The following is a 24,756-nucleotide window of genomic DNA, read 5'->3' as shown; positions in this document are numbered from 1 at the left end:
CTTATAGCATATCCCGCCGTCGGCAGAAGGCGGGACTCGATCGACAGGCGCGATTTCATTCCTTGGGGCAGGTTCAGATTGCGTTCAGACTTCAGGCCATAGCTTTCGCGCGGGGTTGAGTTTGAACAGGAGAAAAGATGATCTTCAAATCATTGATGGCCGCCATGGCGATCGCGGTCGGACTTTCCGGCACGGCGGCGATGGTCGCAACACCCGCGCATGCTCAAAACAATGTGGAAGCAGAAATCATCGGCTTTCACCAGCTTTGCGAAAAAGGTGACCGCAAAGCCTGCATCCGTTTTGGTATCCTGATCGGCCAGAACGAGCAGCGTCACGCCGATTGGCGCCGGGCGCACGCCGACTGGTGGTGGTGGGAAAAGTGATACCGGAGTTTTGGAGGCCGCCCTGCCTGGCGGCCTCTTTTCGTTGAGTGGCCGGCCGCGCGCAAACCAGACAACACCGTTGCATGCCTCCTCCCCAACCCTGTGCAATATCCGGAGTCCAGCATCTTGCGACAGATCGGCGAATGCGATTCCACTCTTTGGAGAATGCCAGGGAACGAGTTTGTCCTGAGCTAATTGTCTTGATTGCCGGCGCAAAATAGCGAATGTCTTTAAAGATCGTCGTTTACTGATCTCAATTTATCCTGGACACCACAGCATTTCATGAACGAGACCATTCGCCCGGAAGCTAAAAAGCCCCGCAACATGGTGCTTCGGTTGTTGGGGCCGGGACTGGTGACCGGCGCGGCTGACGACGATCCATCGGGCATTGCGACCTATTCGCAGGCGGGCGCGCAGTTCGGCTACGGCCTGCTGTGGACCGTGTTTCTCACGACGCCGTTCATGATCGCGATCCAGCTCGTGAGCGCGCGAATCGGCCGCGTCACCGGCAAGGGACTCGCCGCCAATGTGATGGAGCTCGCGCCACGCTGGCTGGTGCTGGCGCTGATTTTTCTCCTGGTGGCCGCCAATACGTTCAACATCGCCGCCGACATCGCGGCGATGGCAGAAGCGCTCTCGCTTGTCATCGGTGGACTCAACCACGAGCACGCGCTGATCTTTGCTTCCGCCTCGACCCTGCTGCAGGTCTTCGTGCCCTATCGCCGTTATGCGCCGGTGCTCAAATTCATGACACTGACGCTGTTCGCTTATGTGGCGACGGCGTTTACCGTGAGCATTCCCTGGAGCACCGCCCTGCTGGCGGCAATCTGGCCCAATCCCACCATCAACACCGATTACTTCCTGATGGTCGTGGCCGTCCTCGGCACCACGATCAGCCCCTATCTGTTTTTCTGGCAGGCTTCGCAGGAAGTCGAGGAAATGAATCAGGGCAAGAAGCGCCGGCCGCTGCGCGAGCTGAACCGGGGTGGCTCGACCGAGCTCGACCGGATCCGCATCGACACGACAGTCGGAATGATCTTGTCAAACGTGATTGCCTTTTCCATCATTCTGACCACCGCCGCCGTGTTGAATGCGAATGGCGTCACCAACATCAATTCGGCGACGCAAGCGGCCGAAGCGTTGAGGCCGCTGGCCGGTAACTTTACCTTCTTGCTGTTCGCGCTCGGCATCATCGGCACCGGCATGCTGGCGATCCCCGTACTCGCCGGCTCGGCCGCATACGGTGTCTCCGAGACATTCGGATGGCCCGCGACATTGGAAGCCAAGGCGCCCGACGCTGTGGGGTTCTACACCATCATCGCCGCAGCGACCGTGATCGGGTTCGGTCTCGGCTTCACCGGCATCGACGCCATTCACATGCTGGTATGGAGCGCCGTGCTCAACGGCATCGTCGCGGTCCCGATCATGGCGATGATGATGGTCATCGTCACGCATCAAAAATTGATGGGACGGTTCAGGGCCAAGTCCTGGCTGATTGCGCTCGGCTGGCTCGGCACCGCCCTGATGGCGTTGGCCGTGATCGCGTTGATGTGGTCGTTTATCGCGGGATAGGCGGCCGGCCTGCGTAAAACAGGTGCGGCTACTTCACGCGCCGGCCCTGAAAGAATCCCTTGTTCGTCGTGTTCTGCTTGATGTTGGCCGTGTCACCCTGCTCGGCAGCATTTTGCGTGTGGCCTTCCTTCGTCGACGTATCGCGGGCGGCATCCGCATCGGCGGATTTGGGTCCTTTATTGCTTCGATTCGCTGGAGGAATTGGCGGCATGTGACCAGTCATCGCGGCCTCCTGTTCAACGTCGTACCGTGCCGATTCAAGCTCCGGCTCGGACAATCGTTCATTTTCAATAGGCCTGTTTCACGCCTGCGTCACCTGGATTAATTCATCCTTCCTCGATTGAAGCGCGGAACTATCTCCGGGATGGCCGTTCACGGCCGCAAGGACGACACGTAGGCCCCAGCGCGATCCTATCGTCCTGCAGACGAACGGCATCATCAGCTCGCCAGTACAGGGAGGCGCCTAGTTGTGCGCCTGCGTTGTCAACTCCAATCCTGGAGGCGCCTTTGCCCAAGGATAATTGTGGCTTCCAAGATCGTAGCCGCGATTGAAAAGCGCAATCATGTATCGTTGGTCGAACGGCTCATCGCTGGTTTCGGTAAAGTCGGACGGAATGCTCGCAAGGTTGAAGTCAATCCCGTCTTGCTTGGTGATGGAATAGATACGATAGAGATCGCCGATCCCCTGATTCTTGATCAGCGTGGCGATTGAACGCTGTGTAATCGACAGCATGTTTTCTCTGACGGGCTGCCATTCGGGATCGATTTTTCCGTTTCGGATAACATACAGTCGTGGCCTTGCCGCCAATCGTCCCGTTTTTCGGTTGTGGGCGACATATGAGGATATCGACGGCGCTATAAAGACCTGTCTGGTGACGCCGCCATCGACATGCAGCTCGTCATAGTCCTGTTGCCCGACCCGTACATGAATCCGGACCGGCGGGAAAATGCCGGGCAGCGTCGCCGATGCCAGCAGTATCTTGCGGAAGAGAGCCAACGCATCGCGGTTACTGCTCATCGCGATCCGGCCCATGTCCCACAAGACAGGCCTTTGCGTATCGAGATTGGTGGTGCCAATCAGCAGAATCCGGCCCTTCATTCGCTCCCTGGCGATTTCCTGCAGAAAAGCTGCGTCGACATATTTCTCGATTAGTTTCGCCAGCGGTGCGTCATCCGCCAGAGCCGCTCCTTCGAGCAAACCGGATACGTTGTAGGTGAAAATGTCCTTCCTTCCATATTTCGTGAAAATCTCACGCAGCTGATTATCGTGTTCACGCCCGAGGAATGCGAACGGAGCAATAAGCGCGCCGGAACTGACGCCGGTGACCAGATCAAACGCTGGCCGCGTCCCCGCGTCGCTCCAGCCGACCAGCAGGCCGGCGCCGAAAGCGCCGTCATCTGCACCGCCGGATATGGCGAGAAAACTTGCGGCTTGTTGCCGCCTTTCAACTGGGAGCGACAAACGTGCTTCGGCTCTGGACTCATCTGCCATCATGATGGCCTGGATATCGCGGTCCGGTGCATCACCCCAAAAGCGGATATCGTGAAATCCATCAAGCTCGATCTGGCTGGCGCTCGCTTCCGGCAAGACGTTGCGCGGAGCGATCGTGGCACATCCGGCAGTCAGGATGGCCGACGCACCGATCAAGCCGAACAGAAACATCCGCAGCAACGCGTCGAAGCGGGCAGCGCGCCTCTTACAGTCGAACGCATCGAGCGTCCGCCGCACGGCCCTCCTCATTATCAGCCGGTACCTCGAGCGCACGATCAAGACCGCGACCATGAAGACATTTGAAGATTTCTAGATATTTCCATCGCCGGAGATCGTGACCCCATCTGGCCCGCACTTCAGTTATCAAGCCGCGGCGGATGCGTGGTCAATTTGAGGTATTGTGGCGGCAACCGAGTCTGCTCATCCGCTAATTCTTTTCCAGCGCGCGATGGACCACAATTCGGACCTTGTTGCGCCAGTCGCCGCATCGACGTTCACGGTTGTAACGACGAAACGTAAGCCGCGAGCGCGATCATGTCGTCCTGCGAGAGTTTCTCGACGACCGGCATCATCATCTCACCAGCGCTTCCCTGCCGCGCGTGCTGCTGGAAGTCATACATCTGGCGCACCAGATAGCTCAGCGAACGTCCGGCGATTGCGGGAATTGCACCGATGCCTCGCAAGGTCGGGCCGTGGCATCCCGCGCAAGCGATCGTCCTGCCCGAGCCGCCGGTCTTGGCCAGGGTTTCGCCTTTTGCGATACTTCCCGTCGGCACATAGGCGGTGAACTGCGCGCGCGGATCGCGATGCTCGAACTGCGCCACATCAACCGGAACCTCGACGATGCGCCGGCCGATTGGCTCGGTGCCGCCGTCTTTCACGGTCATGTAGAACACCCGTGCGATCTGCGTCACCGGCACCGTATCGGCTTCGACCACCCTGATCGTTTGCTTCGGCTTGAGCGAGGCAAAATAAGCTGCCGCGGCCTTCACTTCCGCATCGGTTGCGGCCTTGGCGATCGCCGTCATCAGCACGACCGGACTCCGCTGCGGGCCTGCGAATTTCCGCGCACCGCTTTTGTAATCGGCCATCTGCTGGATGATGTAGGATTCCGGAAGACCGGCGAGAGCCACATTTTCCGGGCCGCCGGTTCCCTCGACACGATGGCATGAGCCGCAGGCCCGCACCTCGGGCTTTCGGCCGCTCGCCACGACGGCAGGCATCGGAGGATGATCATCGGGATGCCAATCCGGCGCAAAGAAGAGATCGCGCTCCTGCGTGACCGTAAAGCTGGCGGCGCTATCGGGCACGTGCCGGGGAATGCCATCGTCCAGTGGGGCTTTAAAATCCGGAGCCCACGGATAGGCCCATGCCGGAAATGAATCTGAAGCCGCAGTCGGCTGCGAGGCCGAACCGGAATTCTGCGCCATCGCCGCGCCGCAAAAGACAATTGCAAAAACCGCGAGCGCGCCAAACGCGAAGCCCATCGGCTTTTTCATGGCGGGTCCTTTTAAAAAAAATGCGGCGCGTAAGTTGCGCGCTTCGCCGGGCAATTTCATTTGCAACAATAACTTCAATCTTACCCAGCGTGAGAGATAGTTGTCACGCTGGTTTTGCAGGGTTGGCTGCCAAGGGCTATAAGAGTCGGGCTTGTGCGTCCCTCAACTTGACCAGGAACGACGGATAGCCCGACGTCGTAAACTTACGACATGAACATCACTATAAGACCGCGCGACTCTCGGCCGTTATCGCGAAATGAAACGTGCGGAGTTTTTATTAGACGCCATCAATAGGCTCACATTGGAGGAGACCGTTGGATGCCAGGCTCAGGGAAAGCGCTGCTGTTCGACATCGATGGCACGCTGGCCGATACCGACGCGTTGCATTTGGAAGCGTTCAATCAGGTCCTCGGCCCGCGTGGCCATGTCTTCGATCACGCACGCTTTACAAGAGAGCTTCAGGGTTTTTCCACCGCGTCGATCAGTGAGCGCTTTCTGCCCGATGAATCGCCAAAGCATCAGGCTGTCATCATGGAGGAAAAGGAGGAAGCCTTCCGCAAGCTGGTCGCTGGACGAATTCAGCCTGTTGCAGGATCGATGACGCTGCTTGCCGCCGCTGACCGAGCCGATATTCCAATGGTTGCGGTGACGAACGCCCCTCGCCTCAACGCGGAAATGCTTCTTTCCGGGCTCGGGATCGTGCATCGGTTCAAGGTCCTCGTCATCGGAGATGAGCTTGCGCATGGAAAGCCGCATCCACTGCCTTATCTCGAAGGCTTGCGCGCGGTGAACGCCGCTTCCGACCTGTCCGTTGCATTCGAGGATTCTCGCTCCGGCGTTCGGTCCGCGTCCGCCGCAGGCATTGCCACGATCGGAATACGAACAAGTCTTGGTCATGCCGACATGATGGCAGCGGGCGCCGTCATGACGGCCAAGACCTTTGACGATCCGGAGTTAATTCGATTCGTCGGGACGACAATGAATTGGTGACAAGAGAGGTTAGTCTTGGCTATCCGACGACCGCCCACAGGCCACTGACTACCCACAGGGCGATCACGCCATCCCAGCCGGGAAATCGGCCTGTTTGACCTCTTTGCCCAAGCCAGATTGCGTTCAAAAAGAGGCGATTCTGAGCCTGGGACAAAGCCGGAAATTTTGGATATCTTGTGATCCGATTGGTGTTATAGGGCGCTTGTTCGATCTTATGTTTTATCAACCGAGCATGACGATGCGACGTTGCTGGCAAGCCTTTGTCGTTGCCATCTTATTTGCGACTTCGGCCGTTGCGGATCCGGACACTGATATTTTCGCGAAAATGTCAGGGAGGTGCAGCACGCTTAAAATCGCGGGACGCGATTATGCGTGCAGAGCCGTTGCATTCTTCCACAACGAACAAGGCCGCGGGAATTTTACGATCGCTCTCGACGACCCCGCCGACGACAGTCACATCATCACGTTCTCGGGTGAAAACAGCCGGAGAACACCGGATAATCTGTATCAGCTCCAGATTGACCGGATGCTGCTGAACTCCAAGGACAGGCCGAGAGTCGACGGCCTGCCAGTGCCGTTCGTCGAGACATCGACCGGACTGTGCAAGCAGCTTGGAAATTTCGCCGCGGCCCAGGTTTCTTCCATCTCCTGTACCGCGATGGATAACAATGGCCAGAAGTATGAATTGGAATTCGTGTCTGACGGCTCGCCTATTGAAGTGCTGAGGGTCAGGCCGTCCCCGCCGACAATCGAGTGGCACTGATCTAAATCACGAGATAACGGCTAACCGCCCAACTGGACGGTTCGCAATAACAGTCTCCTTCGGGCTGACGATGGTGCGGCGGCTGCCGCATCCGACGGTCCCGATGGATGTGGAAGACGTCGCCGATATTCGCGGCGTCGACATTTGCGGCATTGAGCGCAATCGGAGTGGGTCCCAGGGGCATCGATCATGGTTCGATCCAGACATAACCGGCTCTTGCGCGGCATCGTCGTCTTTGCCGCATTGACGCTCAACGGCGCTGTGGCTTTTGCTCAAGCGCCTCCAGCCGCAACGGAAACATCTGATGCTCGCATCAGGTGCAAGGACATGGGAGACAAAAAAGCCGAAACAACCGTATCGCACCTATTGTCGATCGCTGACGGCGCTTCGGTCGGCCTGTCGGCCGCCGCCGTGGATGCATTGAACCAGAGCAAGTCGGAGATGCTGGGGTCGTCGCATTCATCGAGATACGATGCCGCGAGCAATCGCTGCTACATCCGATTATACGAGCATAAGCGCAATGGAGAATTCGAGACCGAAATTCACAGTGTCTATGATGCTCAAACCGACGACTTGCTCGCCTTTGCACGAAGGGTAAACGGCAAGGAAACCGGCTATGTATTTGATGTCCATAAGGGGCCCTGGATTCCGCCGGCGAATTGCACGTCGTGCACGGTGGGCGTCGGATGGGATGCCGCCATCTCTTATATGGACGAGATCATGACCGGCCAGCGTAATTAGAGAGAAGGCTTTTAGAGAGAAGACTCTTTAGAAAGAGAAGGCTCGGGATCAAAACCCGCTCGGCGATCTGTTCGCAACCGCCTGCCATCATCCATTGACCTCAGTCTTTCTGACACGAACACTTTTCTAAGTGGCCGCTTTATCGGAGTGGCGTTTAAGACTGATGCTCGCCACAAATTCTCCCAATCCGAGCGGCAGGGCGAAGATCGGAAGTTCCAGCAACCCAACCTCACCGTCGCTGCCGAGCGCATAGGCGAGGATGGCTTGAACGACCGGCACGCCGAGACCAAGCCCCGCTTTTTCCGGCACTCCCAGCGTTTTCTGGCTGACGATATGCCAAATCCAGATCAGGTGAATGGCAGCGGCAACCAATCCCGATGTCCAATTGACCGGAACTTTTGTCTGCCTCAGACCATCAATGAACGGATGATTGCTCGCTGCCGCGGATTCTGGCGCAATATCGCAGTGAACTCTGACGATCGCGCACTTACCCGGATAACGGGCAACTTTAGTACAGATCGACATTGCTTCGGCCTTGGCTTGCTGCAGTGATCTGCCGGTGCCTGTATGAAGCTCGCCGTTGCCTTGCCTCGCCACGGCGAAGCAATCGCCCTCATCGGCCACCGCTCCTACCACCGCAGCAGGCAGTGCGAGCAAGATCGCAAAACCGATAGCCGCCGCAGTCGTCAGCGCGAGGCGCCAAAGTGATCGCATCGAACGTGCTCCCGATCAATGAAGCCATTGCGCGAGCAAAATTCATTATACACGCTGCGGGATTCATAGTCACTGCCGTTCGATAAGGGGCCGCCTCTACACCGCGTGTATGTCAGCCGTATTGACGGGTAGGCGCGTCAGCGGTCGCGCTCTGGTTTAAGGACTGCGTGCGCTGGAAACTCGCGGGTCGGCGTCACGTCCTAGATCGAAACCTGCCGCCCGATCTCGACGACCTGATCGGTGGGGAGGCTGAAGAAATCGCTGACATGGATCGCGTTGCGCTCCATCACGGCGAAGAACTCCTCCTGCCACGCAGGCAGACCCATGCCGTCTTCGCGGCGAATCACTGTTTCGTGGCCGACATAATAGGTGACATCGTTGAGGTCGACCGTGCAGCCCAGCGATCGGCTCGCCGTGAGCAGCTCCGGAATATGCGGCCGCTCCATGAAACCGAAACGGGCTTCCGCACGCCAGAAGTTCGGCACGATTTCTTCCAGCTTGATGCGGTCTCCCGACGGCAACCACGGCACCGAGAGGATTTCCACGCGCAGCACGAACAGATGCTCATGCAGCGCCCGGTTATGCCTGACATGCCATTGCATCACGGGCGGCGTATCGCGCTCGGTACGCGTCAGGAAAACAGCGGTGCCGGGAACGCGCGGAATGTTCTTGGCCTTGATGATCTGCATGAATTGCTGGACCGGGATCAGGGTTTCATGCAGCCGCGCCATCACCGCCGCCCATCCGCGATGCCAGATCCACATCACGCTGTAGACGGAGACGGCGAGGATCAGCGGCACATATCCGCCTTCCGCGATTTTGGTGAGGTTGGCGAGGAAGAACGCGCTGTCGACGACCAGGAAACAGGCCGCGACCGCGCCCGCGGCCAAGAGGCTCCAGTGCCAGATCTCCCGCATCGCAATGAACAGCAGCGCCGACGTCATCAGCATGGTCAGCGAGACCGCGATGCCGTAAGCCGCCGCCAGATTGTCCGATTTGCCAAAGCCGATGGTCAGGGCGACCGTCACGATCATCAGGAGCCAGTTGACGAGGCCGACGTAAATCTGTCCGTAGCCTTCCGAGGAGGTCTGCTTGATCCGCAGCCGCGGCAGCCAGCCGAGCTGGATCGCCTGCCGCGTCATCGAGAAGGCGCCGGTGATGATCGACTGGCTGGCGATGATCGTCGCCACCGTCGCCAGCACGATCAGCGGGATCAGCAGCATCTCGGGACACAGCCTGAAGAAGATATTGCCGTCGGTCGGTGCACCCTCGAGAACCAGCGCCGCCTGCCCCGCATAGTTCAGGATCAGGCTTGGAAACACGATCGCGAACCAGGCGAGTTTAATGGGCCCCCTGCCGAAATGACCCATGTCCGCATAGAGCGCCTCGGCGCCCGTGACGCAGAGAAACACCGCCCCCAGCACCAGGAAGCCGGTGGCGCCATTGGAAAACAGATAGGACAGGCCGTAATAGGGATTGAGCGCTGCGAACACCGAGGGATGCCGCATGATCCCCGCGATGCCCATCACCGCCATGGTGAGAAACCAGAGCAGCATGACCGGGCCGAACAGGTGCCCGATCCTGGCCGTGCCCTGTGACTGGATCGCGAACAGCGCGAGCAGGATCACTACTGCTGCGGGAACGACATAGGGTTGCAGCGCCGGTGTCGCCATGTTGAGGCCTTCCAGCGCCGACAGCACCGAGATCGCCGGCGTGATCGCGCCGTCGCCGTAGATCAGGGCCGCTCCGAACAGGCCGACCGCGACAATGGTCGGGCGCTGTTGTTTCTTCACGCCCAACAACGCCATCAAGGCGAGGATACCGCCTTCGCCGTCATTATCGACGCGCATCGCGAACGAGACATATTTGATCGTGGTGATGATGAACAGCGTCCACAGCACCAGCGAAAGCGCGCCCAGGACCGTGGCCGGATTCGACGGCGCTGCGGCCGTGCCGAGAATGGTCTTGAACGTGTAAAGCGGGCTGGTCCCGATATCGCCGAACACAATGCCGAGCGCGCTCAATCCCATAAGCGGCAGGCTGCCCTGCGAAACCTGCGGCCGCCCTTCGATGTCAGTTGTTTGAATTTCGCTCAATTTGATGTGCCGCTCGACGCATAAGTGATTGCCAGACCGTACAAACTATCGCCGTCGATTGCGACAACCAAACGACTTGCCTGGCGTGGATCTGATCAAAATGCAATGTCATTTTTACGATGCGTTTTCCCCAGCGAAGAATGCAATGCAGGTGCCGAGTTGACGGCAGACAGAATCTGGCATGTGATTACATCACGCTCTTCGAAACCAAGAAGTCAACGACCGGGAGGACGTCATGAACGCGCAGAAATATGTCGCAGAAGCGATCGGTACGTTTTGGCTGACATTTGCCGGATGCGGCAGCGCCGTCATTGCCGCCGGATTTCCTCAGGTCGGCATCGGCCTGCTCGGCGTGGCGCTCGCGTTCGGGTTGAGTGTCGTGACAATGGCCTATGCGATCGGTCACATCTCGGGTTGCCATCTCAACCCGGCGGTCACAGTCGGGCTTGCCGCAGGCGGCCGTTTCCCGGCTGGACAGATCCTTCCTTACGTGGTCGCGCAGGTGATCGGCGCTGTGGTGGCTTCGGCGGTACTCTACGTGATCGCGAGCGGTACGGCTGGCTTCGACCTTGCCAAGGGCTTTGCATCGAACGGCTATGGCGAGCATTCGCCGGGCCATTACAACATGGTGGTCTGCTTCATCACGGAAGTGGTGATGACCATGATGTTCCTGTTCATCATCATGGGCTCGACCCACGGCAAGGCGCCCGCCGGCTTTGCGCCGCTGGCGATCGGGCTGGCGCTGGTGATGATCCATCTGGTCAGCATTCCCGTCACCAACACCTCGGTCAATCCGGCGCGCAGCACCGGCCCGGCACTGTTCGTTGGCGGCTGGGCGCTGGCGCAGCTTTGGATGTTCTGGGTTGCGCCCTTGATCGGTGGCGTGTTGGGCGGCGTGATCTATCGCTGGCTCAGTGCGGACCCGACCGGCGTGGTCGAGGGCCGATAGCGGCACCGGCATGGAGTCTGATTCTGCGATGGAATCAGACTCTGCCGCCTTGCCGGATGATTGCCGCTTGCCCTGCTCTGCTGCTAAAGATGACGGCAGCCAAGGTCATTTGCCGGGTTTACATCCGGCAGGCCACCAAAGGGACGAAAAATGAACTCGCAAAAAGTCGCGGGAATTCTGGGTGCCATTGTCGCGCTGGCGGTGCTTGCCGCCGCCTTTATTTATGTGCCGCCCGGAGGCCGCAACGCGCCGGCCGCCGTTGCGCCGAAAGCCGAAGCTCCAGTGAATGCGGCGCCGGCCCCGAAAGGCCCTGTCATCAGGGACGTGCCCCAGCAGTAAATTCAGAATAACAAAAGGGGCTGACGCCCCGCGCTTACACCAGTCCCAACTCCGCCGGATGGGCGTCGGCGAAGATCCGCTGAATGCTTGCATTGTCCAATCCGAACATCCGCTCGAACAAGCCTGCGAACATCGCGCGATAATCCGTCAGCACCGGATAGTCGCGATTCTGAAACAGATTCGCCTGGTCGACCTTGACCTGCTCGCCGAGGATGCGGCCGCCATTGATGCCGCCGCCCATCACCCAATAGACGCTGCCATGGCCATGATCGGTGCCGCGATCACCATTCTCGCGAAAGGTGCGGCCGAATTCGGAGATCACGACCACCACCGTATCGCGCCATCCCGGCTGTCCGATCTCTTCGGAAAAACCGGCGAGCCCGCGGCCAAGCTCGCCGAGCCGATCGGCGAGATAGCCGGTGGCCGCACCCTGGTTGACATGCGTATCCCAGCCGCCGACATCGACGAAGCCGAGGTTGAACTGCTCGCGCATCAGCCGGCCGATACGCCGCGCTGAAAGCTCAAACCCGCGCGGCGAAACCGCGCCGCGATTGGCCGCTGTCATCTCCTCCGAGATCGAGCGGTAGACGTCGTCGCGAATCCTGAATCCTTCCGACACTGATGAAGCCAGGTCGCTTTGCGCATACATCTCCTTGATCAGTTTGGCCTGACGATCGTCAACGCCTGGCTTGCCGACGCTGTTCAATCCGATATTCGGCGTCTGCGATTTGCCGCGAAAGATCAGCGGGAGCTGATCGGTGAACGAAATCGGTTTGACGCGCGTCAGCTCGGTGGCGAGCCGGCTCATGAAGCCCGAGCGATAGTCGCGCGAGCCGCCGACGGACTGGCCGAGCTCGATCGTGTCCTGGGTCTCGAAATGGCTGCGCGTCAGATCATCCGACGTGCCCGCGAACGGCACGAACGCAATCTCGCGCTTGGCCCATAGCGGATAGATGCTGTCGCGCAAGGACGGGTGCAGCCCCCAGTCCGCATCAAGCGACAACGCCGCATTCGGGTTGCCGGCATCGGGCTTGGCAATGCCGAGCGCGGGCCGCGAAGTGTGATAGAAGTCGCTCGACACGGGAACGACGACATTGGCGGCGTCATAAGCGCCACGCAGGAATACCACCAGCAGCCGTGCGTCAGTTGCGGGCGCGGCCCAGACGCGGCCCCCCACCGTCATCGGAACCAGCGATGCAAAAGCCTTGATCAGTTCACGTCGATTCATGGATCGCGATCCCTTATCTCTGTGGTTAGCGCATAAACTCGGGCGACGACAGAAACAGCGTATTCCAGTCCTGCGGCGAGATTGCTTGATCCAACGCGGCAAGCGTGGTCGGCGTTAGCGTCTGCCGCAATCCATTGAAGTAAAGCGCGTTTGCGATCAGCGGGAAAGCCGGCTGATCGACCGCATTCGGCCCATCCGTCTTGAACAGGCCCGAAGAACCGGAGCCGATCTGGCGCGCGATCTCGAAACGCACCATCATCTGTCCGGGCCCGTTCCAGGACGCGGACGTCATCGAAAAGCCGTCCGGCGTCTCGTGATTGAACAGTCCTTCGCCCAGGCGGTTGAGCCAGCCCTGGATCGGCAGCGTATTCAGAATGACCTTGTCGTCGTAGGCGAGACGGACGGCCGAGAACACGTATTGCACGGGATCCTTGAACTTGGCACCGGATTTCAGGGAAGCGGCGAACTCCGGCGCGTGAACCATCGTGGACAACACGGCCGAGATATCGCCATCGCTGCTCTTGAAGGTCTGCGCCATTTTCTGGACCAGCGTTTCCGGTGGACTTTCCGACACAAAATAGGTCGCGATCTGGCGCGACAGGTGCGTCGCCGTTGCGGGATGGTGAACCAGAATATCGACCGCTTCATCGACTTCGGCGAGTCCGCGACCCCTAATGGTATGCCCCAGGAAAATCTTGTCACCATAATCGTGCCGGGCCGGATTGAATTCGAACGCGCCCTCACGCACCAGCTGCGATTGCAATTCTGGCTTCAGCTTGGGGTCTTCCGGTTTCAGATCGATCCCGACGCCGGTCAGGATACGCGCGAGCGCCTCGACATCCGCCTGCGTGTAACCCGAGCCGACGCCCATGGTGTGCAGCTCCATGATCTCGCGGGCATAGTTTTCGTTCAGATGGCCGGCCGCGTTCTCGGCGTTGTCGAGATAACGCAGCATCGCCGGATGATAGAGCGTCGCGGTGAGCAGATCGTGGAACTTGCCGAGCGCAAACGGCCTGATGGCGCGATCCTCATAGTCGCCGACGAGAATGCGGATGTTCGCCTTGTATTGATGGACGTTGAAATGATTGAACCAGAACCACGTCATGCGCTGGCGCAATTGATCCGGCGCATAGAGCGCGCGCAGAATGCTGCGCGCTGCTGCCTGCTTCGCCCGGTCGTTCATCGCCTGCTGATAGACCTGTTGCGCGGCCTTCTTCTGGTCGGGGTCGGTAACCTGGTTGGCGGACTTCGCCTGCTGATCGAACGCCACCGCGATGTCGAATGGAAACTTGTGGACATCAGGCATCGCCTCGATTTGCGTTTGAGCGGCTTCCGCCAATGCGTTGTTCGCAGGCGGATGCAATTGCTCCGACAGCCAGCGCTCCGTGCCAACAGCTTGAAGATGCGCCGCACTCGACGGGTTGATTCCCCAGGTCAGACGGTCGAGCAGCGCCATGTCGTGCGGCGTGAGCTCGGCTGCTTGCGCGGCCGTACCGCCGAAGATTCCATTAATCATGACCAGCGCAGCATACAATACCGCGACGCTCGTCCGATGGTACTTGGGTTCTTTGGAGTGGCCTGGGTCGTTCATCGGGTCTGACCAATCTTTCGGAGCTGGCCCACGTTCAATCTGAGCGAATCCGCATGAATATGTTCTGAACGAAAAGCATATAAATGATGACGGGTTTTTTGTTCTGGCCTGATGAACAACCGGCTCGACGGCGCTTCTCGCTCGAATATAGTCACGGCCAGATCGAGGCCGTCGAAAACAAGAGGGTCCATGCGTTCCCTGTCGATCAGCATAGCCGCAATCGTTCTGTCGGTGATAACGGCGCGCAATGCGGTAGCCGAGGAATTAGCGGCTGCGGGAACCGGAACCTGGGCTTTCTACGGAGGCGATTCCGGCGGCAGCCGTTACTCGTCCCTGAACCAAATCGACAGGAGCAATGTCGCGCAGCTAAAGCCCGTCTGGGAATATCATACCGGAGACGTTTCCGACGGCAGCGGCGATCGCCCCAAGAGCGAATTTGAAGCAACGCCGATTGTTGTCGGCGGAACGATGTTTCTCAGCACGCCGTTCAATCGCGTTGTCGCGCTCGATCCTGAAACCGGCAAGGAGAAATGGAGCTTCGATCCGAAGATCGATCTGCATACCCGCTACTCCGAGGGGCTGATCAATCGCAGCGTTACGTTCTGGTCCGATTCAGGGCGTGCCGACAGCGGCGCCTGCCATCAGCGCATTTTCCTGGCCACGATCGATGCCCGGCTTTTTGCGCTGGATGCGCCAACCGGCCAGCCTTGTGCCGATTTCGGCGTGGAGGGACAGATCGATCTGAAGACAGGAATTTCCAACATCACCCGGCGGGGCGAATATGAGGAAACCTCGGCGCCAGCGGTGATCGATGATCTCGTCATCGTCGGCTCCTCGATCGCCGACAACGACCGCGTCGATAGCCCGAACGGCGTCGTAAGGGCGTTTGACGCAAGAAACGGCCAGCTTCGCTGGAGCTGGAATCCAATCCAGGGAAACCTCGGGCTGACCGGAGCAGGCAACGTCTGGTCGACCATTTCGGTCGATGCCCGGCGCGGCCTCGTGTTTCTTCCGACAGGCAGCGCCAGCCCCGACTATCACGGCTTCAAACGGCCCGGCGACAACAAATGGGCGAACTCGGTCGTTGCGCTGTCTGCAAAGACCGGCGAACTGGTGTGGGGATTTCAACTCGTTCATCACGACATGTGGGACTACGATACGGCAGCGCAGCCGGTGCTTGGCACCCTGCGCCACGATGGCGTCGAGACACCTGTGGTGATTCAAGGCAACAAGACCGGAAACCTCTTTGTCCTGAACCGAGAGACTGGAAGTCCGATTTTCGGCGTCGAGGAGCGCCCTGTTCCCAACAGCGATGCCGAAGGCGAAGACGCTTCGCCGACGCAGCCTTTCCCGCTGGCACCGCCCGCGATCGTACCGCAAACCCTCACGGCAAAAGACGCCTGGGGCATCAATCCCGAAGAGCGCGAGGCCTGCCGCAGCCGAATGGAAAAGTTGAGATCGGAGGGAATCTTCACCCCGCCGAGCGTACAGGGAACCATCGCCTTTCCCGGCAATCTTGGCGGGATGAACTGGAGCAGCGGCGCGTTTGATCCGGAACGGCAGATCTTTGTCACCAATATCAACAATCTACCGATGGAAGTTCATCTGATCCCGCGAGATCAGTACAAGCCGGTCGAGAATGCTGCTCGCAAGGGTGAGCTGCGCGCCGAAGTTTCTCCACAGCACGGAACGCCCTACGGCATGAGCCGCGAGGTCGTTCATTCACCGCTCGGGTTGCCTTGCAATCCTCCACCGTGGGGCGAATTGGTTGCCGTCGATTTGTCCAAGGGATCCATCCGGTGGAAAGTACCGCTGGGGACCACGGCCGATATGGCCAAAAACCCTGCAGCGCTTGTTCAGGGAACGCCAAACCTGGGCGGGCCGATCGTTACCGCCGGCGGGCTCATATTCATCGCATCGGCGATGGATAATTATCTGCGCGCGTTCAATGTCGAGACCGGCGCAGAACTCTGGAAGGGCCGCCTCCCGGCCGGCGGCCAGGCCATGCCGATGACCTACCGCGCGGGGCAAGCCGGCAAACAGTTCGTCGTGATCGCCGCCGGCGGCCACGGCAAATTGGGAACCACGCTTGGGGATTCGCTGATCGCGTACGCGCTGCCCTAGCCGGTTCGGCCGACGTGGACGAATACGGGATCGGCCGCGTGCGAACCTTACACGAAGCTTACGTCGGCTTTGGTGCGCCTGATTTCGATCAGCGCCGACATGCTCAACACGCCTACCAAAGTGAGATAATAGCCCGGCGCGAGATCGCCGATGACAGCGAAACCGCCCAGCCACGCCATGATGACCGGCCCCATGCCGCCGAACACCATGACGCCGACGTTGTAGCCGAGGCCAAGGCCGGTGGCGCGCGTCGCCGGAGGAAGCAGTTCGGACATCAGTGCCGCGAGCGGGCCATAATAGAGCGACTTCAGCGCGGCGAGCCAGAATACGACGGCGATGATGATGAACGGCGTCGGCACCTTGGTGAGAAGCAGGAACGCAGGAAAGATCGAGACCAGCAGCAGCCCGTTGATGACAATCATATGCGTGGTGCGCCCGATCCGGTCGGAGACCATGCCCGCGATCGGAGCCAGAATGGTCACGACGATGGCCCCGACAAAGGTCGCGATATAGCCGACCGACGGCGGCAGATTGAGCGTTTTAACCGCATAGGTCGGCATGTACAGGATGAGGTAATTGACCGCGGTCGAGATCGCGAGCACGCCGATGCCCAGGGCGACCCGCATCTTCTGATACGACAGCACTTCCCGGATCGGCGAGTCCTGTTTCGTCGCCGGCGGCGCGCCGGCGTCCTCGATGTTGTTGCGGATATAGATGCCGGCCGGTCCGATCAGGACGCCGAACAGGAACGGAATTCGCCAGCCCCAGGATTGCAGATCGGCTGGCGCCAGCGACAAGGTAAGACCGACGCCGAAGGCGGAGGCGAACACGTTGCCCAAGCCCTGGGTCGCAAACTGCCAGCTGGCGATGAAGCCGCGCCGCTCAGGCGCATGCTCCACCAAAATTGCGGTTGAACTGCCGAATTCGCCGCCGGCCGAAAATCCCTGCACGAGGCGCGCCAGAAGAACCGCGACGGGCGCCAGAATGCCGATGCGCTCGTAGGTCGGCATGACCGCGATCGCGAACGTGCCGAGTGTCATCAGCACGATCGATACCATCAACGACGCCTTGCGGCCGTAGCGGTCGGCATAGGTCCCAAGGATCACGCCACCCAGCGGACGGGTGATGAACGACAGCCCGAACGTGCCGAGCGTCAGCAGCAGTGAAATGGTGGGATCGCTGTTCGGAAAGAAAGCCCTGGAGATATAAACGGCGAAATATCCGTAGACGGCGATGTCGTACCATTCGAGCGCATTGCCGATCGACGTTGCGATCACGAGCCTGGCGATCGGTTTACTCGCCGACTGCGCGGGAAATGCCGTCGATGAAGCCGCTTCCCCCGATGACGCCATCCTCGATATCCCCTTGATGCGATCCTGTAGGCCGGTCTGTACCCGAGGATGTCCGGATTCGATCTCTTTAAGCGCCCAGCCAGCGAAGGGTTACCAGCCGCTCCAATGCTTTGATCCGGACATCGTAATATCGCAGAAGGCTCATTCCGATGATCGCATCAAATGACAGCGCCGCCGTCTGCATCGGCCTGGCCGCGGCCTGCAAGTCGAAAGAATGCCCGTCCGGGAATCTGAACTGGCAACTGTAGAGCGGATCTGTCCGCTTGCCATCGTGAGTCAAGGCCTCCTCGCTACCTGCCTGGACCAGACCCAACTCCTTCGGGATCGATTGTTCGACCAGGCAACTTGCCGAGCCGGTGTCGATCAGCGCGATGGCCTGGCGTTGCACACCGCTGGCGTTGAGGATCACGATTTTGATGACCGGCAGCGAGTGCGACGCCGTCAACTCGCCGGAGAACTCGCTGCCCTGCGCTGACGCCCTGCCCGCGGGCATCGCCAACAACCCAGCGACGACAAAGCGACGGTCAAACACACTCACTTCGTAGCCATCGGTTTTTACCTATCTCTTCGACTTCGCCTCAAAACGCTCTTTACCTTCGTCCGCGGATAGTCCCCTTGATACGCCCCGCTAGAGCGGGCGCGGCATCTCGCCTAAATCCCAGAACAGGCCCGCCATCATGCGCAGCGCTTCCTCCGTCACGGGCAGCAGGATGTGTTCGTCGGGCGCATGCTGGGAACAGCCCGGATAGGAATGCGGCACCCAGATCGTGGGCAGCCCGAGCACCTCGGAGAACACATCGTTCGGCAGCGAGCCGCCGAAATTCGGCAGGATCGCCGGCTCCTTGCCGGTGGTCTGCCGGATCGAGTCCGCCGCCCATTTGATCCAGGGACTATCGAGATCGGCGCGCGACGCCGCAAAGCTTTGCGCCGCGCGCACCTTCACCATCGAGAATCCTTTTGCGTCGAAATGGCGCTGGATCGCGGGCACGACCTTTTCGATCTGCGTGCCGACGACAAAGCGAAGCTGCAGCACCGCCCGCGCGCGGCCGGGAATGGCATTTGCCGGCTTGTCGATATTCCCCGATGAGATCGCCAGCACCTCGAGCGTATTCCAGGCATAGAGCCTTTCGGCCGGTGACAGGCCGTCCTCGCCCCAATTCGGCGACAGCGCCGGCTCATCCGCCGTCGGCTCGACCTTGACGTCGGCGAGCATGGCGCGAATCTGGTTCGAGAGCCGCGGCGGCTTCATCTCCTCCAGCAGCAGGTGCCCTTGTCCGTCAACCAGCGAACCGATCGCATTGGCGAGGATCGTCGCCGGATTGGCCAGCACGCCGCCCCAATTGCCGGAATGATGACCGCCCTCGCGCAGTTCGACATCAAGATGTATCCGTAAGCCCCCGCGGCAGCCGAGGAATATCGTCGGGCGATCTGCCGACAGCCGTGGCCCGTCGGAGCCGATGAACACATCGGCCTTGAGTTCATTGCGCAGGGAGTCGCAGACCTCAGCGAGATCCGGCGAGCCGATCTCCTCGCCCATCTCGATGATGAACTTGGCGTTGAAGCCGAGCTTGCCGCCGCGGGCTTCGCGAACCGCGCGCAACGCCGACAGATTGATGGAATGCTGCCCTTTATTATCGGCGGTGCCGCGGCCATAAACGCGATTGCCTGCCGTCGTCAGCCGCCAGGGATCGAGGTTGTTGCGCCATTCGCCCACCATGCCGTCGACGACATCGCCATGGCCATAGGTGAGAACGGTCGGCGCCGAGGCGCTCTCTTTATAGTCAGCTATCAGATAAGGATGCTTCCCGCTTGGCGATTCAATCAATTTCGAGGTGAAGCCAAGTTCTGAAAAAACGGGTTGCAGCTCCGCTTCAAGATAGGCGCGCAGCTCCTTCTCCCTGCCGGTATTTTGGCTTTCGGTCTGATACGCAACCCTGCGGCCGAGCTCATCGAGAAAATCACCGGAATGAAAGTGCTGGCTGACGCGGTCGATAACTTCAGTTCTGGTCACGGTGGATCAAATCCTGGCCTGGCATTGCGATCACGGCATCAGCGTAATCGAACAAACGCCGTCAGGTCCATGTCTGATTTTGTGACCGGCTTGCGCCGCCCGGCCGGGATCTAGCAGCCCTTCTCGCAGGCCGGATTCTTGACGTCGGGCCTTGGATCCTCCGTGAACATGCTCCGGTTCGGCATCTTGATCGCGCTCAGCGACTTGGCGTCGAGCGTCGCGTCGGCAGGGAAGAGCCCGTTCATGTTGAGGATATAGGCAGAGACTGCATAGACGTCGTCATTGCTGAGCGACTGTGGCGCGTTTTGCGGCATCGCGCGGCGGATATAGTCGAACAGCGTCGGGGCATAAGGCCAGTAGCTGCCGACGGTCTTGATCGGCTTTAGCGTTGCGATTGTACCCTGGCCGCCGACCAGCCGCTCGCCAACGCCACCCTCGCCTTTCTCGCCATGGCACGCCGCGCATTGCTGATCGAATACCTCGTGGCCGTGGGCAACGCTGCCGCTTCCGGGCGGAAGGTTCGAACCGTCGCGGCCGATATCGATATTCCAGCCGGCGATTTCCCCGTCCGTTGCGGTTCGCCCGATGCCGTAATGGCCCTGCGCCTCGGCGCGGGCCGACAACGCCAGTGTCAACAGCGTGAGCGTCGCCAGAGCGGATTTAAGCATTGGCATTGGTCACCTGCCCCTGCGCATCGATGCGCCACGGCTGAATGGCATTGTTGTGATAGAATGAATTCACGCCGCGAACGGCGGTCAGCTCCGAGAATGTCGGCTGCACATAACCGGTCTCGTCGATGGCGCGGCTCTGGATCACCGCCGGCTGCCCATCCCATTGCCATGGCAGCCGGAAGCGCGTCAGGGCGCGGGTCAGCACCGGCTCCTGCAATTGCGCTTCCTGCCAGTTCTTGCCGTCGTCGACGGACACGTCGACGCGCCTGATCTTGCCATGCCCGCTCCAGGCCAGGCCGGTGATTTCATGGAAACCGGGTTGCTTGAGCTTCTGGCCGCCCGACGGCCGGGTGATGATCGATTTCGCTTCCATGTAGAAGGTGAATTCGCGCGCGGTCCCGTCAGGCATCAGGTCGGTGTATTTCGAGGTCTCCTCGCGCGAGTAGGCCGGCTCGGTCACGGCCTTCAGACGGCGCAGCCATTTCACATTCATATTGCCTTCGAAGCCGGGCAGCAGCAGCCGCAGCGGATATCCCTGCTGCGGGCGCAACCGCTCGCCGTTCTGGCTGTAGACCAGCATGGCGTCGTCGAGGCATTTTTCGATCGGGATCGAGCGCGTCAACGCCGCCGCATCGGCGCCTTCGGCCACCAGCCATTTCGCTTCGGGACGAAGTCCGGCCTCTTCAAGTACAAGTTTAAGACTGACGCCGGTCCACTCCGCGCAACTCAACAATCCCATCAGGTCGGATGCGGTCTTGCCATAAGGTTTTGTGTAAACCGGATTGCCTGAGCATTCGAGAAAGTGAATCCGCGATTGCGATGGAAAGCGGCGGATGTCCTCCATCGTGAAAATCATGGGACGCTCGACCAGTCCATGCAGCATCAGCCGGTGCTGGTCGGGATCGATGGTGGGAACGCCGCCATGGTGACGTTCGTAGAACAGCCCGTTCGGCGTGATGATGCCGTCGAGATCGCCAAGCGGCGTGCGTCCCGAGGCTGAGAGATATTGCGGCAAATTCTTCGGGATGTTCTTGATGACGTTCTTCTCGAACGGCGACGGCTCTCCATAGAGCTGGGCGCCCATCGGATCGCCCGGCGCTTTCATCCATTCCGGAATATTGGGCGGCAGGTTTTCGGAAGTGGACCCGGGCTGTCCGGCCAAGGCCTGCCCGCCGGCGAAGCCGCCGACGACAGCGCCGCCCAACAGCGTGCCGCCGCTGCCTAACATCTGCCTGCGCGACAGTGAATGCGTTGCCTTGTTCGCATCTATAGCGGTCTTTTTGGTTGCCATTTCTTCCTCCGCTCCTGGTGGCGACGGCTTCCGGGCCCGTGACGGGGCTATGGCCATTTGGTCATATTCTTCCGCTCCCCTCAACGCCAACTTGTTCCTGATATCGCCGGGATCAAGCAGCCCACTTCCAAAACGAGCCGAACTTGCGGAACAAAATTCCTGGCCCCGCATTTGTTTCCGGAGGCCGTCACCCGCCGTTCAGAACGGCGCCGTCGCGGATAGCCAAAGGTCCTAAAGACCCGCTGTTCAAGACTAGCGCTCGCGCGGATAGCCAATGGTGGCGGCCTCGTACTTCCTATCGCCTCACGCGGGTAGTCCTGCGGCGCCGGTACCAACAAGCGAGCCTGATGTGAGCTTTGAGACCCCCGAACCCACGTCGCAGCCCGGCATGGCGGAGCGCGCCATCGATACCGCGACCGATGTGTCTCGCACCATCACCGACGTGACGGCGGCGCTGCAAAGCGCGGTCGATCGCTTGAGCGACGCGGTGGTGGCTGCGCGGAAGCCGGGCATGCCGCTGTCGACCATCAGCGCCATCACCCGTGAAGCGCCACTGGCGAGCCTGTTCGTGGCGTTTTTATTCGGCGTTGCGGTCGCGCGTCGTCGCTAGATCGACTCGCGTAAATCCCATCCCAAAATTGCAGTCGTGTCTCAATCTTCAGCCGGGAATCCGCCTAGGATAACGTAGCAACCCGGAGCGCCGGCGAAGCGGTGCTTTCGCTCGGGAGCGGACTCAATACGGACAGTAACTGTAAAAGCGCACGAAGAAACACCTCATTGCACTCATGAAAGCACTCCCCAGCGCTGCATTTTTGCCGCTGGCTTTCGAGGGATTTGTGCGGCGGGAATCATTTATAGGTCCGCTTGGCTCTCTTTGAGCTGTCTGGGGAGATTAAAAAAAATGATCAGAATGAAAACCCCGCTCTCCGCATGGGCGTTCGGTTTGTGTGGCGCAGCGCTGCTGACGAGCCCGCCGGCCCACGCGGCCAACAGCGTCCACGCTGGCGCACTGACAGTGGAACGCCCCACGCTGATATCAGCGGGCTTCGACTGGCGCATCACCGGCGACGATAACACCAATGCCAAGGCGGAGGTCGCCTATCGCAAGAAGGGCGATCAGGCCTGGAAGACCGGCTTGCCGCTGTTGCGCGCCGGCGGCAATGGCGAGTTTGTCGGCGCGGTCCCTGGCCCCGGGGGTCCCAACCGTTATCCGCTGTTCAAATATGAAGTGCCCAACATGCTGACGGGCAGCCTGTTGGCGCTGACTCCGGACACCGACTACGAAGCCAAATTCACCCTGTCCGATCCGGATGGCGGCAACGCGACCAGGACGGTGACCTTCCACACCCGCAAGGAACCAATGCCCGCTCCGGGCGGGCACGTCTATCATGTCTACCCGGTAGACTGGAAAGGACCGAAGCAGGAGCCGAATTTCCCTTCGATCATGGCGGCGTATTTCGAGGGCGGCGCCCATTACGATTATGAAAACGCCTATCCCGTGCGCGTGCAGCCGGGCGATACCATCCTGGTCCATGCCGGCATCTATACCGGCGACCGCTTCCATTACCTGACCACTGATCCCAAGGTCGGCAATCTTTCGATGGGCAATTATTTCGATGGCACCTATTACCTCACCGGCAGCGGCACTGCCGAGAAGCCGATCGTGATCAAGGGCGCTGATGATGGCGAGGTGATCTTTGACGGTGCCGGCGCGCAGACCCTCTTCAACCTGATGGGCGCCAACTACAACTACTTCGAAGGCATTACGATCAGAAACACCAATGTCGCCTTCCTGCTCGGCATCAAGGACATCGCCGGCTCCAGCGGCTTCACCCTGAAACATTCCAAGCTCTACGATGTCGGCCGCGCGGTGCAGGACGACTGGTCCGGCTCCAAGGATTTCTACATCGCCGACAACACGATCAACGGCCGCCACGATCCCGATCATATGATGGGCTGGACCGGCGCGCGCTGGTCGTCCTTCAGCGGCTATCCCGAACTGCTGCTGTCGGAATATGCCATCAAGGTCTACGGCCAGGGCCATGTGGTGGCTTACAACAAGATCACCAATTTTCATGACGGCATCGACTTCGCAACCTATGGCGTGCCGGACGGCGTAAAGCTGCCCGAAGGCAATTCGTCCAAGGAAATCCGCGACCGGTTCCCGGAATCGGACGATTTCTACGGCAACGACATCAGCAACATGGGCGACAATTGCATCGAGATGGATGGCGGCGGACGAAACATCCGCGCGTTCGATAATCGCTGCTTCAATCTGGCCGACCGCGCCTTCAGCGTGCAGCCGGGCTATGGCGGCCCGTTCTACTGGGTGCGCAACATCGTCTACAACACCAACGGAGCCCTGAAATATATCGAAGGCTCGTCGGGCATTCTCAGCTACAACAACACCTTCATCGGAGAAGGCGGCGCGGGCCCGGCGCAGAACATGCACTTCCGGAACAACCTTTTCATTGGCTCGGGCATAACGGCCACTATCTTCACGATGAACTCGCCGGCCAATACCAACACGATGGACTATGACGGCTTCCGGGCCAGCGCGCCCGGGGCCGATCTGTTCCAGTGGAACACGCCGGACTTCGCTCGGCGCATCGACTATGATCCCAGCGCACAGGTGAAACGTTCCTACAAGACACTGGACGATTTTCGGGCCGGCACAGGCCAGGAGAAGCACGGCGTAATGGTCGACTATGACAGCTTCATGCATGTCGCGATGCCGTCAGCCAGTGATCCGCAACATGTCTACGACCCCGCCGATTTCGACTTCCGCCTGAAGCCAACTTCTGCGGCGGTGGATGCGGGTATTGAACTACCCGGTATCACCGACGGCTTCAGCGGCAAGGCGCCCGACCTCGGCGCGCTGGAAGTGGGCTCGCCACCGCGGCACTACGGTCCACGCGACGAGAAAATCGTCACCAAATAAATCCTCCGA

23 protein-coding genes are annotated in these 24,756 nt (G+C 59.9%); 11 read left to right on the top strand and 12 right to left on the bottom strand.

All coding sequences use genetic code 11. The features are described 5' to 3' along the window. Positions 1-164 precede the first annotated feature (164 nt). Both BLV09_RS36740 and BLV09_RS36735 read left to right on the top strand, forming a co-directional pair. A complete protein-coding gene (locus tag BLV09_RS36740) occupies positions 165-383 on the top strand; it encodes a hypothetical protein (RefSeq protein WP_146690914.1) in 219 nt (72 codons plus the stop codon). A gap of 282 nt (positions 384-665) precedes the next feature. Then, a complete protein-coding gene (locus BLV09_RS36735) occupies positions 666-1,955 on the top strand; it encodes an NRAMP family divalent metal transporter (protein ID WP_146690913.1) in 1,290 nt (429 codons plus the stop codon). A gap of 28 nt (positions 1,956-1,983) precedes the next feature. Here the strand turns inward: BLV09_RS36735 and BLV09_RS36730 are convergent, their stop codons facing one another. Both BLV09_RS36730 and BLV09_RS36725 read right to left on the bottom strand, forming a co-directional pair. Then, positions 1,984-2,232 (bottom strand): hypothetical protein, encoded by a 249-nt coding sequence (locus tag BLV09_RS36730; protein ID WP_244548929.1) that lies wholly within the window; start codon positions 2,230-2,232, stop codon positions 1,984-1,986. A 186-nt stretch (positions 2,233-2,418) separates the two neighbouring features. Further along, positions 2,419-3,543, bottom strand: coding sequence for a patatin-like phospholipase family protein (locus BLV09_RS36725; protein ID WP_349536710.1), 1,125 nt, complete (start codon positions 3,541-3,543; stop codon positions 2,419-2,421). A 40-nt stretch (positions 3,544-3,583) separates the two neighbouring features. Between BLV09_RS36725 and BLV09_RS37660 the strand changes: the two genes are divergently transcribed. Further along, on the top strand, positions 3,584-3,760 hold the full coding sequence (locus tag BLV09_RS37660; RefSeq protein ID WP_167558569.1) for a hypothetical protein: 177 nt from the start codon (positions 3,584-3,586) through the stop codon (positions 3,758-3,760). Between the two features lie 181 nt (positions 3,761-3,941). Here BLV09_RS37660 and BLV09_RS36720 read toward each other — a convergent pair whose 3' ends face one another. Continuing rightward, a complete protein-coding gene (locus BLV09_RS36720; protein WP_244548928.1) occupies positions 3,942-4,946 on the bottom strand; it encodes a c-type cytochrome in 1,005 nt (334 codons plus the stop codon). A 318-nt stretch (positions 4,947-5,264) separates the two neighbouring features. Between BLV09_RS36720 and BLV09_RS36715 the strand changes: the two genes are divergently transcribed. From BLV09_RS36715 to BLV09_RS36705, 3 genes are all read left to right on the top strand, one after another. Continuing rightward, complete coding sequence (locus BLV09_RS36715) at positions 5,265-5,936, top strand: HAD family hydrolase (protein ID WP_146690912.1); 672 nt, start codon at positions 5,265-5,267, stop codon at positions 5,934-5,936. 94 nt (positions 5,937-6,030) lie between these two features. Continuing rightward, entirely contained in the window at positions 6,031-6,699 is a 669-nt protein-coding gene (locus tag BLV09_RS36710; RefSeq protein WP_349536709.1) for a hypothetical protein, read from the top strand. A gap of 216 nt (positions 6,700-6,915) precedes the next feature. Continuing rightward, complete coding sequence (locus tag BLV09_RS36705; protein WP_146690911.1) at positions 6,916-7,440, top strand: hypothetical protein; 525 nt, start codon at positions 6,916-6,918, stop codon at positions 7,438-7,440. Positions 7,441-7,566: 126 nt separating this feature from the next. Here BLV09_RS36705 and BLV09_RS36700 read toward each other — a convergent pair whose 3' ends face one another. Together BLV09_RS36700 and BLV09_RS36695 are read right to left on the bottom strand one after the other, a co-directional pair. After that, on the bottom strand, positions 7,567-8,154 hold the full coding sequence (locus BLV09_RS36700) for a hypothetical protein (RefSeq protein WP_146690910.1): 588 nt from the start codon (positions 8,152-8,154) through the stop codon (positions 7,567-7,569). A gap of 200 nt (positions 8,155-8,354) precedes the next feature. Beyond that, a complete protein-coding gene (locus tag BLV09_RS36695; protein WP_146691466.1) occupies positions 8,355-10,184 on the bottom strand; it encodes a potassium transporter Kup in 1,830 nt (609 codons plus the stop codon). Between the two features lie 301 nt (positions 10,185-10,485). On the opposite strand from BLV09_RS36695, the gene aqpZ reads away from it, so the two are divergent. Together aqpZ and BLV09_RS36685 are read left to right on the top strand one after the other, a co-directional pair. Continuing rightward, positions 10,486-11,199 (top strand): aquaporin Z, encoded by a 714-nt coding sequence (gene aqpZ, locus BLV09_RS36690; protein ID WP_100382975.1) that lies wholly within the window; start codon positions 10,486-10,488, stop codon positions 11,197-11,199. 150 nt (positions 11,200-11,349) lie between these two features. Next, positions 11,350-11,538: a hypothetical protein gene (locus tag BLV09_RS36685; protein WP_100382976.1), complete on the top strand. Its 189-nt coding sequence runs from the start codon at positions 11,350-11,352 to the stop codon at positions 11,536-11,538. Between the two features lie 34 nt (positions 11,539-11,572). On the opposite strand, the gene BLV09_RS36680 is transcribed toward BLV09_RS36685, so the two are convergent. Then, positions 11,573-12,766 carry a DUF1501 domain-containing protein gene (locus BLV09_RS36680; RefSeq protein ID WP_146690909.1) on the bottom strand — a complete coding sequence of 398 codons (1,194 nt, stop codon included), beginning with the start codon at positions 12,764-12,766 and terminating at the stop codon, positions 11,573-11,575. A 25-nt stretch (positions 12,767-12,791) separates the two neighbouring features. Further along, positions 12,792-14,282, bottom strand: a complete 1,491-nt coding sequence (locus BLV09_RS36675) for a DUF1800 domain-containing protein (RefSeq protein ID WP_146690908.1) — start codon at positions 14,280-14,282, stop codon at positions 12,792-12,794. Positions 14,283-14,546: 264 nt separating this feature from the next. On the opposite strand from BLV09_RS36675, the gene BLV09_RS36670 reads away from it, so the two are divergent. Continuing rightward, positions 14,547-16,481, top strand: a complete 1,935-nt coding sequence (locus BLV09_RS36670) for a pyrroloquinoline quinone-dependent dehydrogenase (protein WP_146690907.1) — start codon at positions 14,547-14,549, stop codon at positions 16,479-16,481. Between the two features lie 47 nt (positions 16,482-16,528). Here the strand turns inward: BLV09_RS36670 and BLV09_RS36665 are convergent, their stop codons facing one another. The 5 genes from BLV09_RS36665 to soxC all read right to left on the bottom strand — a co-directional run bounded on the left by BLV09_RS36665 (position 16,529) and on the right by soxC (position 21,743). After that, positions 16,529-17,833, bottom strand: a complete 1,305-nt coding sequence (locus BLV09_RS36665) for an MFS transporter (RefSeq protein ID WP_100382979.1) — start codon at positions 17,831-17,833, stop codon at positions 16,529-16,531. Positions 17,834-17,900: 67 nt separating this feature from the next. Next, positions 17,901-18,371: a hypothetical protein gene (locus BLV09_RS36660; protein WP_167559031.1), complete on the bottom strand. Its 471-nt coding sequence runs from the start codon at positions 18,369-18,371 to the stop codon at positions 17,901-17,903. A gap of 90 nt (positions 18,372-18,461) precedes the next feature. After that, complete coding sequence (locus BLV09_RS36655; protein ID WP_146690905.1) at positions 18,462-19,844, bottom strand: M20 family metallopeptidase; 1,383 nt, start codon at positions 19,842-19,844, stop codon at positions 18,462-18,464. Between the two features lie 110 nt (positions 19,845-19,954). Further along, on the bottom strand, positions 19,955-20,512 hold the full coding sequence (locus BLV09_RS36650) for a c-type cytochrome (RefSeq protein ID WP_244548927.1): 558 nt from the start codon (positions 20,510-20,512) through the stop codon (positions 19,955-19,957). Beyond that, the gene (gene soxC / locus BLV09_RS36645) at positions 20,505-21,743 is read right to left on the bottom strand and encodes a sulfite dehydrogenase (protein ID WP_167559122.1); all 1,239 of its coding nucleotides are present in this window, start codon (positions 21,741-21,743) and stop codon (positions 20,505-20,507) included. Before soxC ends, BLV09_RS36650 begins: the two co-directional genes overlap by 8 nt. 412 nt (positions 21,744-22,155) lie before the next feature. On the opposite strand from soxC, the gene BLV09_RS36640 reads away from it, so the two are divergent. Both BLV09_RS36640 and BLV09_RS36635 read left to right on the top strand, forming a co-directional pair. Then, positions 22,156-22,416 (top strand): hypothetical protein, encoded by a 261-nt coding sequence (locus BLV09_RS36640; protein WP_146690902.1) that lies wholly within the window; start codon positions 22,156-22,158, stop codon positions 22,414-22,416. A 291-nt stretch (positions 22,417-22,707) separates the two neighbouring features. Further along, entirely contained in the window at positions 22,708-24,747 is a 2,040-nt protein-coding gene (locus tag BLV09_RS36635) for a right-handed parallel beta-helix repeat-containing protein (protein ID WP_146690901.1), read from the top strand. Positions 24,748-24,756: the final 9 nt, after the last annotated feature.

It is taken from the genome of Bradyrhizobium canariense (assembly GCF_900105125.1).
GTDB classification, from domain to species: domain Bacteria; phylum Pseudomonadota; class Alphaproteobacteria; order Rhizobiales; family Xanthobacteraceae; genus Bradyrhizobium; species Bradyrhizobium canariense_A.
Note: the sequence above shows the minus strand (reverse complement) of the source record. Positions and strands in the feature narration are given on the sequence as shown.

Bases quoted from the DNA above. Each gene is read 5' to 3' on its own strand.
- BLV09_RS36740 (WP_146690914.1), top strand. From the start codon at position 165: ATGGCGATCGCGGTCGGACTTTCCGGCACGGCGGCGATGGTCGCAACA.
- BLV09_RS36735 (WP_146690913.1), top strand. From the start codon at position 666: ATGAACGAGACCATTCGCCCGGAAGCTAAAAAGCCCCGCAACATGGTG.
- BLV09_RS37660 (WP_167558569.1), top strand. From the start codon at position 3,584: ATGGCCGACGCACCGATCAAGCCGAACAGAAACATCCGCAGCAACGCG.
- BLV09_RS36720 (WP_244548928.1), bottom strand. From the start codon at position 4,946: ATGAAAAAGCCGATGGGCTTCGCGTTTGGCGCGCTCGCGGTTTTTGCA.
- BLV09_RS36715 (WP_146690912.1), top strand. From the start codon at position 5,265: ATGCCAGGCTCAGGGAAAGCGCTGCTGTTCGACATCGATGGCACGCTG.
- BLV09_RS36700 (WP_146690910.1), bottom strand. From the start codon at position 8,154: ATGCGATCACTTTGGCGCCTCGCGCTGACGACTGCGGCGGCTATCGGT.
- BLV09_RS36695 (WP_146691466.1), bottom strand. From the start codon at position 10,184: ATGGGATTGAGCGCGCTCGGCATTGTGTTCGGCGATATCGGGACCAGC.
- aqpZ (WP_100382975.1), top strand. From the start codon at position 10,486: ATGAACGCGCAGAAATATGTCGCAGAAGCGATCGGTACGTTTTGGCTG.
- BLV09_RS36685 (WP_100382976.1), top strand. From the start codon at position 11,350: ATGAACTCGCAAAAAGTCGCGGGAATTCTGGGTGCCATTGTCGCGCTG.
- BLV09_RS36680 (WP_146690909.1), bottom strand. From the start codon at position 12,766: ATGAATCGACGTGAACTGATCAAGGCTTTTGCATCGCTGGTTCCGATG.
- BLV09_RS36675 (WP_146690908.1), bottom strand. From the start codon at position 14,282: ATGATTAATGGAATCTTCGGCGGTACGGCCGCGCAAGCAGCCGAGCTC.
- BLV09_RS36670 (WP_146690907.1), top strand. From the start codon at position 14,547: ATGCGTTCCCTGTCGATCAGCATAGCCGCAATCGTTCTGTCGGTGATA.
- BLV09_RS36665 (WP_100382979.1), bottom strand. From the start codon at position 17,833: ATGGCGTCATCGGGGGAAGCGGCTTCATCGACGGCATTTCCCGCGCAG.
- BLV09_RS36650 (WP_244548927.1), bottom strand. From the start codon at position 20,512: ATGCTTAAATCCGCTCTGGCGACGCTCACGCTGTTGACACTGGCGTTG.
- soxC (WP_167559122.1), bottom strand. From the start codon at position 21,743: ATGTTAGGCAGCGGCGGCACGCTGTTGGGCGGCGCTGTCGTCGGCGGC.
- BLV09_RS36635 (WP_146690901.1), top strand. From the start codon at position 22,708: ATGATCAGAATGAAAACCCCGCTCTCCGCATGGGCGTTCGGTTTGTGT.